At 60.6% G+C, this 13,365-nt stretch carries 14 protein-coding genes and 1 other RNA gene; 3 read left to right on the plus strand and 12 right to left on the minus strand.

The annotated features are described in order from the left end of the window. Positions 1 to 208 precede the first annotated feature (208 nt). Positions 209 to 1,339 carry an anhydro-N-acetylmuramic acid kinase gene (locus tag P9292_RS23975; RefSeq protein ID WP_309964158.1) on the plus strand — a complete coding sequence of 377 codons (1,131 nt, stop codon included), beginning with the start codon at positions 209 to 211 and terminating at the stop codon, positions 1,337 to 1,339. 69 nt (positions 1,340 to 1,408) lie between these two features. Here the strand turns inward: P9292_RS23975 and erpA are convergent, their stop codons facing one another. From erpA to rplM, 3 genes are all read right to left on the minus strand, one after another. Further along, the gene (gene erpA, locus P9292_RS23980; protein WP_244826990.1) at positions 1,409 to 1,774 is read right to left on the minus strand and encodes an iron-sulfur cluster insertion protein ErpA; all 366 of its coding nucleotides are present in this window, start codon (positions 1,772 to 1,774) and stop codon (positions 1,409 to 1,411) included. Positions 1,775 to 1,982: 208 nt separating this feature from the next. Continuing rightward, entirely contained in the window at positions 1,983 to 2,375 is a 393-nt protein-coding gene (gene rpsI, locus P9292_RS23985) for a 30S ribosomal protein S9 (protein WP_244826989.1), read from the minus strand. An 11-nt stretch (positions 2,376 to 2,386) separates the two neighbouring features. Further along, on the minus strand, positions 2,387 to 2,815 hold the full coding sequence (gene rplM / locus P9292_RS23990) for a 50S ribosomal protein L13 (protein ID WP_244826988.1): 429 nt from the start codon (positions 2,813 to 2,815) through the stop codon (positions 2,387 to 2,389). 640 nt (positions 2,816 to 3,455) lie between these two features. On the opposite strand from rplM, the gene P9292_RS23995 reads away from it, so the two are divergent. Next, entirely contained in the window at positions 3,456 to 3,878 is a 423-nt protein-coding gene (locus P9292_RS23995) for an OsmC family protein (RefSeq protein ID WP_244826987.1), read from the plus strand. Between the two features lie 64 nt (positions 3,879 to 3,942). Here the strand turns inward: P9292_RS23995 and rnpB are convergent. The 3 genes from rnpB to pyrC form a co-directional block, all read right to left on the minus strand. Further along, positions 3,943 to 4,357, minus strand: an RNA gene (rnpB, locus tag P9292_RS24000) — RNase P RNA component class A. Between the two features lie 91 nt (positions 4,358 to 4,448). Continuing rightward, complete coding sequence (locus P9292_RS24005; RefSeq protein WP_309961568.1) at positions 4,449 to 5,288, minus strand: DUF3025 domain-containing protein; 840 nt, start codon at positions 5,286 to 5,288, stop codon at positions 4,449 to 4,451. Continuing rightward, the gene (gene pyrC, locus P9292_RS24010) at positions 5,289 to 6,374 is read right to left on the minus strand and encodes a dihydroorotase (protein WP_309961570.1); all 1,086 of its coding nucleotides are present in this window, start codon (positions 6,372 to 6,374) and stop codon (positions 5,289 to 5,291) included. Between the two features lie 188 nt (positions 6,375 to 6,562). On the opposite strand from pyrC, the gene P9292_RS24015 reads away from it, so the two are divergent. Then, positions 6,563 to 7,465, plus strand: a complete 903-nt coding sequence (locus tag P9292_RS24015; protein WP_250462994.1) for a class II glutamine amidotransferase — start codon at positions 6,563 to 6,565, stop codon at positions 7,463 to 7,465. A 71-nt stretch (positions 7,466 to 7,536) separates the two neighbouring features. Here the strand turns inward: P9292_RS24015 and P9292_RS24020 are convergent, their stop codons facing one another. From P9292_RS24020 to P9292_RS24045, 6 genes are all read right to left on the minus strand, one after another. Further along, the gene (locus P9292_RS24020; RefSeq protein WP_244826983.1) at positions 7,537 to 8,262 is read right to left on the minus strand and encodes an amino acid ABC transporter ATP-binding protein; all 726 of its coding nucleotides are present in this window, start codon (positions 8,260 to 8,262) and stop codon (positions 7,537 to 7,539) included. Next, positions 8,259 to 8,936: a glutamate/aspartate ABC transporter permease GltK gene (gene gltK, locus P9292_RS24025; protein ID WP_244826982.1), complete on the minus strand. Its 678-nt coding sequence runs from the start codon at positions 8,934 to 8,936 to the stop codon at positions 8,259 to 8,261. The genes P9292_RS24020 and gltK overlap by 4 nt, the downstream gene beginning before the upstream one ends. Further along, positions 8,936 to 9,676, minus strand: a complete 741-nt coding sequence (locus tag P9292_RS24030) for an amino acid ABC transporter permease (protein ID WP_250462988.1) — start codon at positions 9,674 to 9,676, stop codon at positions 8,936 to 8,938. The genes gltK and P9292_RS24030 overlap by 1 nt, the downstream gene beginning before the upstream one ends. 69 nt (positions 9,677 to 9,745) lie before the next feature. After that, on the minus strand, positions 9,746 to 10,639 hold the full coding sequence (locus tag P9292_RS24035) for a glutamate/aspartate ABC transporter substrate-binding protein (RefSeq protein WP_309961573.1): 894 nt from the start codon (positions 10,637 to 10,639) through the stop codon (positions 9,746 to 9,748). Between the two features lie 309 nt (positions 10,640 to 10,948). Further along, positions 10,949 to 12,262, minus strand: coding sequence for a Glu/Leu/Phe/Val dehydrogenase (locus tag P9292_RS24040; RefSeq protein ID WP_309961575.1), 1,314 nt, complete (start codon positions 12,260 to 12,262; stop codon positions 10,949 to 10,951). Positions 12,263 to 12,371: 109 nt separating this feature from the next. Beyond that, positions 12,372 to 13,343, minus strand: a complete 972-nt coding sequence (locus P9292_RS24045) for a LysR family transcriptional regulator (RefSeq protein ID WP_244826978.1) — start codon at positions 13,341 to 13,343, stop codon at positions 12,372 to 12,374. Between the last annotated feature and the right edge of the window lie 22 nt (positions 13,344 to 13,365).

Below are 13,365 nucleotides of genomic sequence, written 5' to 3' on the forward strand. Positions count from 1 at the left end.
TTCGCGAAAATGAGTGCAATTGCAGGTTCGAGCCGACGATTTTACGCGATGACGTGCCCTTTCGCGCCCTTTCGGCCAGCAATCGCGCCCGAATTGCAGAACGAGGCTTTTGACGCCGCTTAACGATTCGGCCAGTTACGCGGATAATCGCGGCTTAGCGGACTCGAGCGAATCGAAGGAGAGCAGCGTGGGTAAAAAGACCGAGGTAATCGAAAGCGGCGCGGCGGACGGCGTGTACTTCGGTTTGATGTCCGGCACGAGCATGGATGGCGTCGATGGCGTCGCGGTGCAGTTCGCGACCGGCAAGACGCCCGTTGTTCTTGGCGAGGCTCACGTCTCGTTCTCGAAGGGTTTGCGCGACGCGCTTTTCGAACTGCAAGCGCCCGGCGCCAACGAGCTTGAACGCGAGGCGCTCGCCGCCAACGCGCTCGCCACGCGCTACGCCGTTTGCTGCCACGAGTTGCAGAGCATGAGCGGCTATTCGTCCACAAAGGTGCGCGCAATCGGCGTGCATGGCCAGACGGTGCGGCATCGGCCGGAAAAGGGTTACACGCGCCAGATCAACAATCCCGCGTTGCTGGCGGAAATGACGAACATCGACGTAATAGCAGATTTCCGCAGCCGCGATGTCGCCGCCGGCGGCCAGGGCGCGCCGCTCGTGCCGGCGTTTCACGCGACGCTCTTCGGCGCGAAAAACGAAACGCGCGTGGTCTGCAATCTCGGCGGTATCAGCAACATCACGATTCTCTCGTCGAGCGGCGCGGTACGCGGCTTCGACTGCGGCCCGGCAAATGCGCTGCTCGACGAATGGGCGCTTCGTCATCTGCAAAGACCCTATGACGATGGCGGACAATTCGCGGCATCGGGTCAAGTCGATCAGGCGCTCCTGAACGCGTTTCTCGATGAACCGTTCTTTCAGGAAGCACCGCCCAAGAGTACCGGGCGCGACTTGTTCAATCCCGCATGGCTCGACGCCAAACTCGCGGCGTTCACGGGCCTCGCTCCCGCCGATGTACAAGCCACGCTCGCCGCGCTGACGGCGACTTCGGTGGCGCGCGAGATCGAGCGTCACGCATCCGACGCCCGCGCGGTCTACGTTTGCGGCGGCGGCGCGCGTAATCCGGTGTTGCTCAGGATGCTTCAACAGGCGCTGGAAGAAAGCGGCGTGGCGGGCGTTCCCGTCATGACGACCGACGCGCTCGGCGTGCCGCCGCAACAGGTCGAGGCTTTTGCCTTCGCATGGCTCGCAATGCGCTGCGTCGCGCGCAAGCCCGGCAATCTGGCAGCCGTGACAGGCGCAGCGGGCGAACGCGTGCTCGGCGCAATCTATCCGCACTGAGCCCACTAAAGCCTGGAAACGAAAACGGAGCCCGAAGGCTCCGTTTTTCATTCGACCGCTAAACCGAACTCAGACCGAGAACGACGATCCGCAACCGCAAGTGGTCGTGGCGTTCGGATTCTTGATCACGAACTGCGCGCCATTGAGGTCGTCCTTATAGTCGATCTCCGCGCCGACGAGATATTGATAGCTCATCGAATCGACGAGCAATTGCACGCCCGCCTTGTCCATTACGGTATCGTCTTCGTTGACGGCTTCGTCGAACGTAAAACCATACTGGAAGCCCGAGCATCCGCCGCCCTGCACGAACACGCGCAGCTTCAGTTCCGGATTGCCTTCTTCATCGATCAATTGCTTGACCTTGTCCGCGGCCGCGTCGGTGAAGACGAAGGGCAAAGGCATCTCGGTCGTGGGGGTGTCGCTCACAGTGCTCATTCGAATTCTCCAATTAAGCTTCTAACCGCTATTGTAGGGCTCTTCCTAACATCGTGCTCGATGTCCATGAAATCAATGGGCTAAAGCAAATTCGACACAATTTGGCGCAGCGCGCGTCAGAACAAAAAAAGCCGCCGGCACGTGCGGTGCGGGCGGCTTTTTCGGGCAACTTCGCGTCCAGTAAGACGGAGGCGAAGCGCCAAAGCGCTTAACGCTTCGAGAACTGCTTCCGGCGGCGTGCCTTGTGGAAACCGACCTTCTTACGTTCCACTTCACGCGCGTCGCGGGTGACGAAGCCAGCGTTCGACAGTTGCGACTTGAGCGTTGCGTCGTAGTCCATCAGCGCGCGGGTGATGCCGTGGCGAACCGCGCCTGCCTGACCCGTTTCACCGCCGCCCGACACGTTGACCTTGATGTCGAACGTGCTTGCGTGATTCGTGAGTTCCAGCGGCTGACGCACGATCATCAGCGAGGTTTCGCGCGAGAAGTAGTCGGCGATGGGCTTGCCATTGACGACGATATCGCCCTTGCCCGACTTGATGAAGACGCGAGCGACGGCGCTCTTGCGGCGGCCCGTACCGTAGTTCCAGTTACCGATCATGTGGGCTCCCCTTAGATCTCGAGCGCTTTAGGCTGTTGAGCCGTATGCGGATGCGTTGCTTCGGCGTAGACCTTCAGCTTCTTGATCATTGCGTAGCCGAGCGGACCCTTCGGCAGCATGCCCTTCACGGCCTTCTCGAGCGCGCGGCCCGGGAAACGCTCTTGCATTTTGCCAAACGTCGTTTCATAGATGCCGCCCGGGTAGCCCGAGTGACGATAGTACTTCTTGTCCGTAGCTTTATTGCCCGTGACCTTCAGCTTGCCGGCGTTGATGATGATGATGAAATCACCAGTGTCGACGTGCGGGGTGAATTCAGGCTTGTGCTTGCCGCGAAGACGGCGTGCCACTTCGCTGGCGACACGGCCGAGAACCTTATCCGTCGCGTCAATCACGTACCATTCACGCGTCACCTCATGGGCTTTTGCGGAAAACGTCTTCATGATCGATCCAAAAATTTAAATCTGCCCTTGGCTGTTTTCAGCCTTTACCTTTGTTCGGTCCTGCTTATATGAGCGTTCAAGAACTTGCGTTCAGGACGCGCTGCAGGCTCTCCCTGGCTTCTCTTCGCGGGCGTGGAACGAAGAGAACTTTGAATTATAAAGGGAAATAGTCGCGGAGGTCAAAAGAATGACGCTTTTGGGCCCGCCGCATGGGCGCTGTGGGCGAAAAAAAAGCCCGAGCGCTGAGGGCTCGGGCTTAATCCACCAAAGGAGGAGGTGGAGGAGACGCGGTAGATGTGTCTAACTGCGACAACCAATGAGACGAGTATAGGCACGGTCATGCGGGGAGGCAAGAAGATTTGCATCGTGAAAGATGAGTTCATAATGTGAAATTTCGGTTACCGTGCAGTGCGCGCAACTTCATCTTTTAAATCATCGCGATAGAACGGATTCAGCGGTCATCCATAGCGATTTAACCCGCTAGAGTCCTTCCTCCACTTCGCGAATCTGTTATCCGGCGGCAATACCCTCACGTAGAGGTTTGCTCGTCAACCGGTATATGCGTGCATGCGCAGCCATCCCGACGACCGCGAGCCGCTACAATGAAACCCCTGTAAACGTAGAACGCTGGAGCCTGAGCATGGAAAGCAAAGTGAGCTGGATGGGACCGGACGGCATGGCGTTCGCGGCCGAAACGGGCAGCGGTCATATCGTTACGATGGACGGAGCGCCCGAAGGCGGCGGACGCAATCTCGCGCCGCGTCCGATGGAAATGGTGCTGCTTGGCACCGGCGGCTGCACCGCCTACGACGTGGTGATGATCCTGAAAAAGAGCCGCCAGGAGATTCAAGGCTGCTCCGTCACGCTCAAGGCCGATCGCGCGAGCGAAGATCCCAAGGTCTTCACGAAGATTCACTTTCACTTTACGGTCACGGGCAAGAATCTGAACCCGGCGACCGTCGAGCGCGCGATCAACCTGTCGCATGACAAGTATTGCTCGGCGTCGATCATGCTGGCGAAGACCGCGGAACTGACGCATTCGTTCGATATCGTCGAAGTCTGAGCGAGCGCGCAAGCAAAAAAGAGCCGGCGTCACGCGCGTGACGCCGGCTCTTTCTTTTGGAATACGACAAAGCGGGCCGATAAGCCGGATTCTGTGCACGCAATACGCCCGAAAGCGATCGCGCGTGGCAGTCATTCCTCTAGGCGCGCCATTGCTGACGCGCTCAAGCTTCCTACCCGCAGACGAACGGGGGCACCGTCCTGCATCTCGAAGATGCGCGCCTGCCTATTTGGAATTGCTCCGGGTGGAGGTTACCGTGCCGGCCAGTCTCACGATGGCCGCGGTGCGCTCTTACCGCACCGTTTCACCCTTACCTGATCTCCCGACTTGCGCCAGGAGCCATCGGCGGTTTGCTTTCTGTTGCCCTGTTCCGCGTGTTGCCACGGATGGCCGTTAGCCATCACCCTGCCCTGTGGAGTCCGGACTTTCCTCGCCCTCGACGCACGAAACGTCGAAGCCGCGACTGCCTGGCCTGCTTTGCGGGGTCGATTCTAGCATCGGGTGTCTACCGCATCTCGAGGAATAGCTTTTTGCCTGGCGAATCGTGCGCGCTGCGTTGGCCGCGACGTCTCACGCGCTGCGTCTGCCCGAACGAAACACTGTCGTATCGTCGTAAAACTCGGGGGATTCGTTTGCTTGCCACCAGCCCGGCACGCCAAGCACCGGTATCGGCGAGAAAGCGCGGCTTTCGATCGTCCCGGCATTCAGGCTTGCCGTTACGCGTTCATCGAGCAAGGCGCGGCGGGCGGTATCGTCAAGAGAGAAGTAGTCAGCGGGCACCGGCACGAGCCACGCGTGACCCGTGCACGCCTTGTACGGCGCAACGAGTTTTTCCAGCAGCGCGTGTCCGAAAATGCGCGCCTCACAGCGCTTACCCCACGCCGCACGGCCCTCGATGAAAAGCGCACGCCAGTCGAAGCGGCGCAAGGCATCGGCGAGCATTGCGTCCGAGTACGCGAAAAACACCGCGTTTTCGTCGAAAAGCGTAAGTGCATCGCGCACGCCGCCGCGCGTCGGACCGATACCGCGCGTCTCGATCTGCTCGGCCTGTCGCGCATTGAGCGCCGCCTTGACGCGCGGATACGCAAACCACATCTGGCCGTTGAAAAAATCGTGGAGGTTATGGCGCGTGGGCACGCATCCCGTTTCGGCGATATGCCCTTCATACGACGCCCCGTCCGGCAAGGCTTCCTGCGCGATAAACGCGAGCGGCCGAGCGCGCCCCGTGACATGCGCGGCGGCTCGGGCGTCGTCGTTCATGACGGACAAATAGCGCGCCGGGCTATCGAGCGCGGCGGCTTGCCAGCGCCTGCCGCGCGTTTCGATCGATGGTAACCACGGGCGCGTCCAGTCTATTGCCGCGAAACGGCCAACGCCGTCTTCAGCCGCCGCCCCCGACGCGCCGCTCACTCAACTTGCCTCCACGAAGCGCCATCCGATCGATTCCCCGCCACGCAGCGGCACGACCTCTTCGTCGCCGACGGAAAACTCGGCGGGCAGCGTCCACGATGCACGCTCGAGCGTCACTTTCTCCGCGCTGCGCGGCAGGCCGTAGAAATCCGCGCCATGAAAGCTCGCGAAACCTTCCAGTTTGTCGAGCGCGCCGGCTTTATCGAAGGCTTCCGTATAGAGTTCGAGCGCGTGGAGCGCCGTGTAGCAGCCCGCGCAACCGCACGCGTGCTCTTTCAAGCCTTTCGGATGCGGCGCGCTGTCCGTGCCGAGGAAAAAGCGCGCGTTGCCGGAAGTCGCCGCCTCGACCAGCGCCACGCGATGCGTCTCGCGCTTCAACACCGGCAGGCAGTAGTAATGCGGCCGGATGCCGCCCACGAGAATGGCATTACGGTTGAACAGCAGGTGATGCGCGGTGATGGTCGCGCCGATCGTGCCATCGGGACCTTCGGCGTCGCGCACGTAATCGGCGGCGTCCTTCGTCGTAATGTGCTCGAACACCACCTTGAGCGCGGGGAAATCGCGGCGCAGCGGCAACAGCACGCGGTCGATGAACACCTTCTCGCGATCGAAGATATCGATATCGCCATCGGTCACTTCGCCGTGGATGAGCAGCGGCATGCCCGTTTCCTGCATGACTTCGAGCGTCTTCGCGCATTTGCCGAGGCTCGTCACGCCCGCGTCCGAATTGGTCGTCGCGCCCGCCGGATAAAGCTTCACACCGTGCACGAAGCCGCTTTCCCGCGCCCGGCGGATCTCGTCAGGCGGCGTGTTGTCGGTGAGATAAAGCGTCATCAGCGGCTCGAAACGCGCGGCGGCGCCGTCTTTCGGCAGCGCGGCCAGAATGCGCTCGCGATAAGCCGCGGCCATTTCCGTGGTCGTCACGGGCGGCTTCAGATTCGGCATGATGATCGCGCGACCGAACTGGCGCGCCGTATGCGGCAGGACGGCGGCGAGCATCGCGCCGTCGCGCACGTGCAGATGCCAGTCGTCGGGACGCGCAATCGTGAGTGTCGTGAGCGAATCGGGCGAGGCGGAATTGGACATGGCGTGATGGCGGCGGAAACGTTGGAGTCGGGAGATCTAAAGACCTGGCAAAAACATCCGTGGAAAATTGACAACGCCGCGTTTTGCCCGACGCCGTTCGAATTTTGGATGACTGCCCCGGTGATATGCTTGTCGGACGTATTGTAACAACGGGCTCAATGCCCTTACCGGCTCTCGCTTTCAGCAACATGTGCCAACTTCTCGGAATGAATTGCGCCGAACCGACCGATGTGACGTTCTCGTTCACCGGGTTCGCCGCGCGTGGCGGGGTCACGGATCACCACGCGGACGGCTGGGGTATCGCGTTCTTCGAGGACAAGGCGTGCCGGCTTTTCATCGACCATGAATCGTCCGCCAAGTCGCCGCTCGCGGAGATGGTGAAGCGCTATCCGATCAAATCGAAGAACACCATCGCGCATATTCGCAAGGCGACGCAAGGGCATATCCTGCTGGAAAACTGCCATCCGTTCCTGCGTGAGTTGTGGGGACGGCACTGGATCTTCGCGCACAACGGCGATCTCAAAGACTACGCGCCCGAACTGAACGGCCTGTATCAACCCGTCGGCAACACGGACAGCGAGCTTGCCTTTTGCACGCTGCTGGAAGGTTTGCGCAAGGCGTTTCCGCGCTCGCAGCCGCCGCTGGAAGAATTGTTCGACGCGCTCGCTTCACTCACAGGCGAGATCACGAAGCACGGCGTGTTCAATTTCCTGATGTCCAACGGCCAGGCGCTCTTCTCGCACTGCTCGACGCATTTGTACTATCTGGTTCGCAGTTGGCCGTTTTCGACCGCGCATCTGATCGACGCGGACATGTCGATCGATTTCGCCAAGTACACGACGCCGGAAGATCGCGTGGCGGTCATCGCCACCTCGCCGCTCACCGATAACGAAGTCTGGACGCGTTTTGCGCCCGGCGATCTCGCCATGTTCCAGAAAGGCGCGCTCTCGCGCACGGTGAACATTCCGGTGCCGGATGAAGTCGCGAAGAAGGCCGCCGAGCCGCTTGCCAAAGCGTGCGTAGGATCGGCGCTGAAGATCGAGGAAATTCAGTCGACGGCGTCGGTGGAAACCGAACTCGGGATCGAATAAAACGAATCGAACGCTGAATAAAAACGGCCTTCCTCACGGAAGGCCGTTTTGCATGACGCCGCTAAAACGCGTCAGTGCAGGATTTTCGCCAGAAAGTCCTTCGCGCGATCCGACTTCGGATTCGCAAAGAACGCTTCCTTCTGGTCGTCCTCGACGATCAATCCCTTGTCCATGAAGATCACGCGATGCGCGACCTTCTTCGCGAAGCCCATTTCGTGCGTCACGCACATCATGGTCATGCCTTCCTGCGCGAGTTCGACCATCACGTCGAGCACTTCGTTGATCATCTCGGGATCGAGCGCGGAGGTCGGTTCGTCGAAGAGCATGGCAATCGGGTCCATCGACAGCGCGCGGGCAATCGCCACGCGTTGCTGCTGACCGCCCGAGAGCTGGCCCGGAAACTTGTCCGCGTGCGCGCGCAGGCCCACGCGATCGAGCAGTTTGAGACCCTTCGTCGTCGCTTCGTCGTTCGAACGGCCCAGCACCTTGATCTGCGCGAGCGTCAGGTTCTGCACGATCGACAGATGCGGAAACAACTCGAAATGCTGGAACACCATGCCGACCTTCGAACGCAGCTTCGAGAGATTGGTCTTCTTGTCCGTGAGCGATTGACCGTTGATGGTGATCTCGCCCTTCTGAAACGGTTCCAGCCCGTTCACGGTCTTGATGAGCGTCGACTTCCCCGAACCCGACGGGCCGCACACCACGACGACCTCGCCTTTCTTCACTTCGGTCGTGCAGTCCGTCAGCACCTGGAACTGCCCATACCACTTGGAAACATTCTTGATAGAGATCATCTTGCGACCTTTTTCTGAAGACTTTTTACGAGTGCCGATGCCAACACGCAAACCACGAAATAGCACGCGCCGGCGAACAGCACCATCTCGACGGTCGTGCCGTCGCGGTCGCCGATGTTCGTCGCCGTGCGGAAGAAGTCCGCGAGACTGATCACGTAGACGAGCGACGTATCCTGGAACAGGACGATCGCCTGCGTGAGCAACAGCGGCACCATTGCGCGGAAAGCCTGCGGCAGCACGACGAGTTTCATCGCCTGGCCGTAGGTCATGCCGAGTGCGAACGCCGCGTTCACCTGACCGCGCGCCACCGCCTGAATGCCCGCGCGAATGATCTCCGAATAGTACGCAGCTTCGAAGAGCGAGAACGCGACCATCGCGGAAGCGAGGCGAATGTCGATATCGGCGGATAAGCCGAGCACATTCTGCAGCAACTGCGGCACGATCAGGAAGAACCACAGCAACACCATCACGAGCGGAATCGAGCGGAACACCGTGACGTAAGCGCTCGCGAACCACTGCAAGGGCTTCACGCCCGACAGACGAAACAGCGCGAGCACCGTGCCCCAGACAATGCCGATCACGATGGCGAGCACCGTGATCTGCAGCGTGATGATGGCGCCCGTCCACAGCGTGGGCCACGCGCCCACAATGCCGCTCCAGTTGAATTGATGCATTACTTGCCTCCGATGTAGCCAGGCAACCGGGTCTTCGCTTCTACCCAGCGCATCAGGTTCATCACGACGAGGTTGATGAGCATGTAGGCGAGCGTCACCGCGATGAACGACTCATACGTCTGCGCCGTGTAGTCGACGAGTTGCCGCGCCTGCGCCGAAAGGTCGAGCAGACCGATGGTCGACGCGACCGCCGAATTCTTGAACACGTTGAGGAATTCCGACGTGAGCGGCGGCACGATGATGCGATAAGCGACCGGCATCAACACATAGCGATACGTCTGCCATTGCGTGAAACCCATCGCGAGACCCGCGTTGCGTTGACCAGGCGGCAGCGCGCTGATGCCCGAGCGCACCTGTTCGCACACGCGCGCGCCGGTGAAGAGTCCGAGACAAATGATCGACGAGGAAAAGAACTGCGCCGATGGCGGCAGTTGCTTGAACCAGTTGCCGATGGAAGGCGGCAGCAACTCGGGTATCACCAGATACCAGACGAAGAACTGCACGATCAATGGAATATTACGGAAGATCGCGACATAGACAGTGCCGATGGCCGCCAGGAAGCGATTCGGGACCGTGCGCAAGATGCCGAACAACGAGCCGACCACAAGCGCGATCACCCAAGCCGCGAGCGACACGGTAATCGTCACCCAGAAGCCGGAAATCAGCCAGCCGAGATACGTGGTGGGCTCGCCGGTCGAAACCGGACTCAGCAGAATGCCCCAGTTCCAGTGGTAAGACATGGACCTCACTCCAAAAAGAAACGGAAGAAGCAAGCTCCTTCCGTCTCGTTCGCTCGATAGTCGAACCGGTTAGTCGATTACTTTGTCATTCGGGCTCTTGAAGAGAGCCTTGATGTCGTCGCTTTCCGGGAAGTTGAGGTTGAGGCCCTTCGGCGGAATCGGGCTTTCGAACCACTTCTTGTAGATCTTGTCGGCGTCGCCCGAGGTTTCCACCTTGGCGATGGCGTCGTCCACGACCTTCTTGAACTCGGAGTCGTTCTTGCGCATCATGCAGCCGTACGCTTCATGCGATTGCGGCGAGCCGACGATCACGAAATCGTTCGGCGTGTTGGACTTGGCGCGTTCGCCCGCGAGCAACGCATCGTCCATCATGAACGCGACGGCGCGGCCGGTCGACAGCGTGAGGAACGATTCGCCGTGATCCTTCGCGCTGATGATGTTCATGCCCATGCTCTTGTCCTGATTCATCTTGCGAAGCAGGCGCTCGGAAGTCGTGCCGGCGGTCGTCACGACCGTCTTGCCCTTCAGGTCCGCCCAGTCCTTCACGCCGGAATCCTTCTTGGTCATGAGGCGCGTGCCGATCACGAAAATCGTGTTCGAGAAGGCCACTTGCTGCTGACGTTCCGCGTTGTTCGTGGTCGAGCCGCACTCGAGGTCCACCGTGCCGTTCTGCACGAGCGGAATACGGTTTTGCGACGTGACCGGCGTGAGCTTCACCTTCAGATTCGGCATGTTGAGCTTCTGCTTGACCGCTTCCACGACCTGCAGCGCGAACTCATGCGAATAGCCGACGACGTTCTGCTTGTCGTCGTAGTACGAGAAAGGAATGGACGACTCGCGATGCCCCAGCGAGATCACACCCGTGTCCTTGATTTTCTTGAGCGTCCCGGCGTCTTGCGCGTGAGCGCTAGCCGCGATGAATCCGAGCGCGGCGATGAGCAGCGCAGCTTTTTTAATCTTCATGTGTTCGATCTCCTGTGGCAAAAATCGGGGCAAGTTTAGCAGGGTAATTATTCTGAAAGAATGATTGTTAACCCACTCTGTCTTATTTTCGGGATGTCGGCGGAAAGGTCACCGGCATTGGCGCTTGAGCACTTACTTCAGTCGAGCCGCGTCGCGACAGAAAACCGCGATGTTATAGCAATCCTCATGCAAATGCGGGCGACGTCCCGAAGGAGCGTCGCCCGCAAATTTCATCGATCGTTCATGCGGCACGCGTCATGCGAGCCGCTTGCCTCATGCCACATCCGACACGAGCGCGTGGCCATGCGATCAGGGATACAGGCCGCGCATTTCACGCGCCATGAGAATGCGCGTACAGGCCACGATGAAGGCCGCCGTGCGCACCGAAACCTTATGCTCGCTCGCCACTTGCCAAACCGCCGCAAACGCTTCACGCATGACACGTTCGAGCCGCTGGTTGATCTCGTCCTCGGTCCAGAAGAAGCTGGAGAAGTCCTGCACCCATTCGAAATACGACACCGTCACACCGCCCGCATTCGCCACGACGTCGGGGATTACGAGCACGCCCTTGTCGTGGAGGATGTCGTCGGCGGCCGTCGTGGTCGGGCCGTTCGCGCCTTCCACGACGATCTTCGTTCTGATCTTCGGTGCGTTCTTCTCGGTGATCTGGCCTTCCAGCGCGGCCGGAATGAGGATGTCGGTCTCGATGGTCCAGAACTCGTCCGCCGATACCGGATCGGCGCCAGCAAAGCCGCCAACGCCGCCGTTCTGCGCGACGTGCTCGGCGAGCGCGAGCGTGTCGATACCCTTCGAGTTGTACAGCGTGCCCGTGTGATCCTGCACCGCGATGACCCGCGCGCCCGCTTCCTGGAACAGCCGCGCCGCGATTCCGCCGACGTTGCCGAAACCCTGCACCGCGATACGCGCGCCTTCGATCTCAAGCCCCATGCGACGCGCCGCTTCCGAGCCGACGACGAACACGCCGCGCCCTGTCGCTTCCTTGCGGCCGAGCGAGCCGCCAAGCGCGATCGGCTTGCCGGTCACGACGCCCGTAGCCGTTTGCCCCTGGTTCATGGAGTACGTGTCCATCATCCAAGCCATGATCTGCTCGTTCGTGTTCACGTCCGGCGCGGGAATGTCCGTGTTCGGCCCGATGATGATGCCGATCTCGCTCGTGTACCGGCGCGTCAGGCGTTCGAGCTCGCCACGCGAGAGCAAGCGCGGATCGACGCGAATACCGCCTTTCGCGCCGCCGTACGGCACGTTCACTGCCGCGTTCTTTACCGACATCCACGCGGACAAAGCCATCACTTCGGAAAGCGTCACGTCCTGGTGATAACGCACGCCGCCCTTGCCGGGACCGCGCGACGTGTTGTGCTGCACGCGATAGCCTTCGAAATGCGCGACGGTGCCGTTGTCGAGTTCGATCGGGCAATCGACTATGAGAATGCGCTTCGGGCGCTTGAGGGTTTCAAGCCAACGGGAGAGAGAACCGAGATACGGTGCGACGCGATCGACCTGCTGCAAGTAGTTGCCCCAGGGGCCGAGATCGTCGGCATGGAGGTACGACGGGATCGCGTGTTTGGCGTCCGGCGCTTGCAGCGAGTGCTTCGAAGAGGACAATTGATGCTCCAGCGGTGAAGGAATGCGCCCATTGTCGAAAAACAGCGTGCGCAATGCCAATGCCGTTTGCTCATTCGATCATGCGTTTCTTGCATAACGTTGCAAACGCTTATCCACCGGGCTTTTGCGCCGATGCATCGAGCACTTCTTCGCCTACTGCATCCCATAGCGCGCGGATCAACGCCTGACGCGGTTCCTCCCCTTGAGCGGCCAGTTTGTCGCGGTAGAGGCGGATCTCCATCGTTAGCGTGAACTGACCGGCGCTCGTGCCGCGTGTTCCCCTGTCGAGCCGGATCAGCTTGCCTTCTTCCACTGCGTCTTCGACCGCGCTGTGCGGCAGGAACGCGACACCGTGACCGGCAAGCGCCATTGCCTTGAGGCCTTCGGCCATGTCGGTCTCGTAGACCTTGTCGAGATAGAGGCGCGTGGGCGCCGTCGCGATGATTACCTCCGTCATGCGGCCGAGATACGCGTTCTGCGTGTAGGACAGATACGGCGCGGGCGCATCCGCGCTTGCGGGCAGCGTGTAGCGCGCGCGTCCGCCCTTGTTGGGCGCGGAGAATGGACTGATCGGTTCGCTACCGAGCGTGAGCATGTCGTAACGCGCGGGATCGAGCGCGACGGGATGACTCGGATGGTGATAGCCCATCACGAGATCGCAGCCGCCTTCGACGAGCGACAGCACCGCGTCGTGCACGTTGAGCGCGCGCAAGCGTGTACGGATGCGCCCAAGCCGCGCTTCGACGTGTTCGAGCCAGCGCGGGAAATAAGTCAGCGACAACGTGTGCGGCACCGCGAACTCGATGGTCGCCGCGGGCACGCCGCCTTGACCGCGCAGCAGCATGCGGGCTTCGTGAAACTGCGAAAGCATGGCGAGCGCTTGCTCGTAGAAGACCTGACCGGCTTGCGTGAGACGCGTCGGATACACCGAACGGTCGATGAGCTCGGTGCCGAGCCACGCTTCGAGCGCCTGGATGCGCCGCGAAAACGCGGGCTGCGTGATATGCCGAAGTTCTGCCGAGCGGCTAAAGCTGCGCGTCTCCGCGAGCGAGACGAAGTCTTCGAGCCATTTGAGTTCCATCGTGGATGAGCGCCATGCGCGC

Source organism: Caballeronia sp. LZ001 (genome assembly GCF_031450875.1).
Classification (GTDB): Bacteria; Pseudomonadota; Gammaproteobacteria; order Burkholderiales; family Burkholderiaceae; genus Caballeronia.

Bases quoted from the DNA above. Each gene is read 5' to 3' on its own strand.
- P9292_RS24035 (WP_309961573.1), bottom strand. From the start codon at position 10,639: ATGAAGATTAAAAAAGCTGCGCTGCTCATCGCCGCGCTCGGATTCATC.
- gltK (WP_244826982.1), bottom strand. From the start codon at position 8,936: ATGCATCAATTCAACTGGAGCGGCATTGTGGGCGCGTGGCCCACGCTG.
- P9292_RS24030 (WP_250462988.1), bottom strand. From the start codon at position 9,676: ATGTCTTACCACTGGAACTGGGGCATTCTGCTGAGTCCGGTTTCGACC.
- P9292_RS23995 (WP_244826987.1), top strand. From the start codon at position 3,456: ATGGAAAGCAAAGTGAGCTGGATGGGACCGGACGGCATGGCGTTCGCG.
- erpA (WP_244826990.1), bottom strand. From the start codon at position 1,774: ATGAGCACTGTGAGCGACACCCCCACGACCGAGATGCCTTTGCCCTTC.
- P9292_RS24020 (WP_244826983.1), bottom strand. From the start codon at position 8,262: ATGATCTCTATCAAGAATGTTTCCAAGTGGTATGGGCAGTTCCAGGTG.
- pyrC (WP_309961570.1), bottom strand. From the start codon at position 6,374: ATGTCCAATTCCGCCTCGCCCGATTCGCTCACGACACTCACGATTGCG.
- P9292_RS24015 (WP_250462994.1), top strand. From the start codon at position 6,563: ATGTGCCAACTTCTCGGAATGAATTGCGCCGAACCGACCGATGTGACG.
- P9292_RS24045 (WP_244826978.1), bottom strand. From the start codon at position 13,343: ATGGAACTCAAATGGCTCGAAGACTTCGTCTCGCTCGCGGAGACGCGC.
- rpsI (WP_244826989.1), bottom strand. From the start codon at position 2,375: ATGATCGGTAACTGGAACTACGGTACGGGCCGCCGCAAGAGCGCCGTC.
- rplM (WP_244826988.1), bottom strand. From the start codon at position 2,815: ATGAAGACGTTTTCCGCAAAAGCCCATGAGGTGACGCGTGAATGGTAC.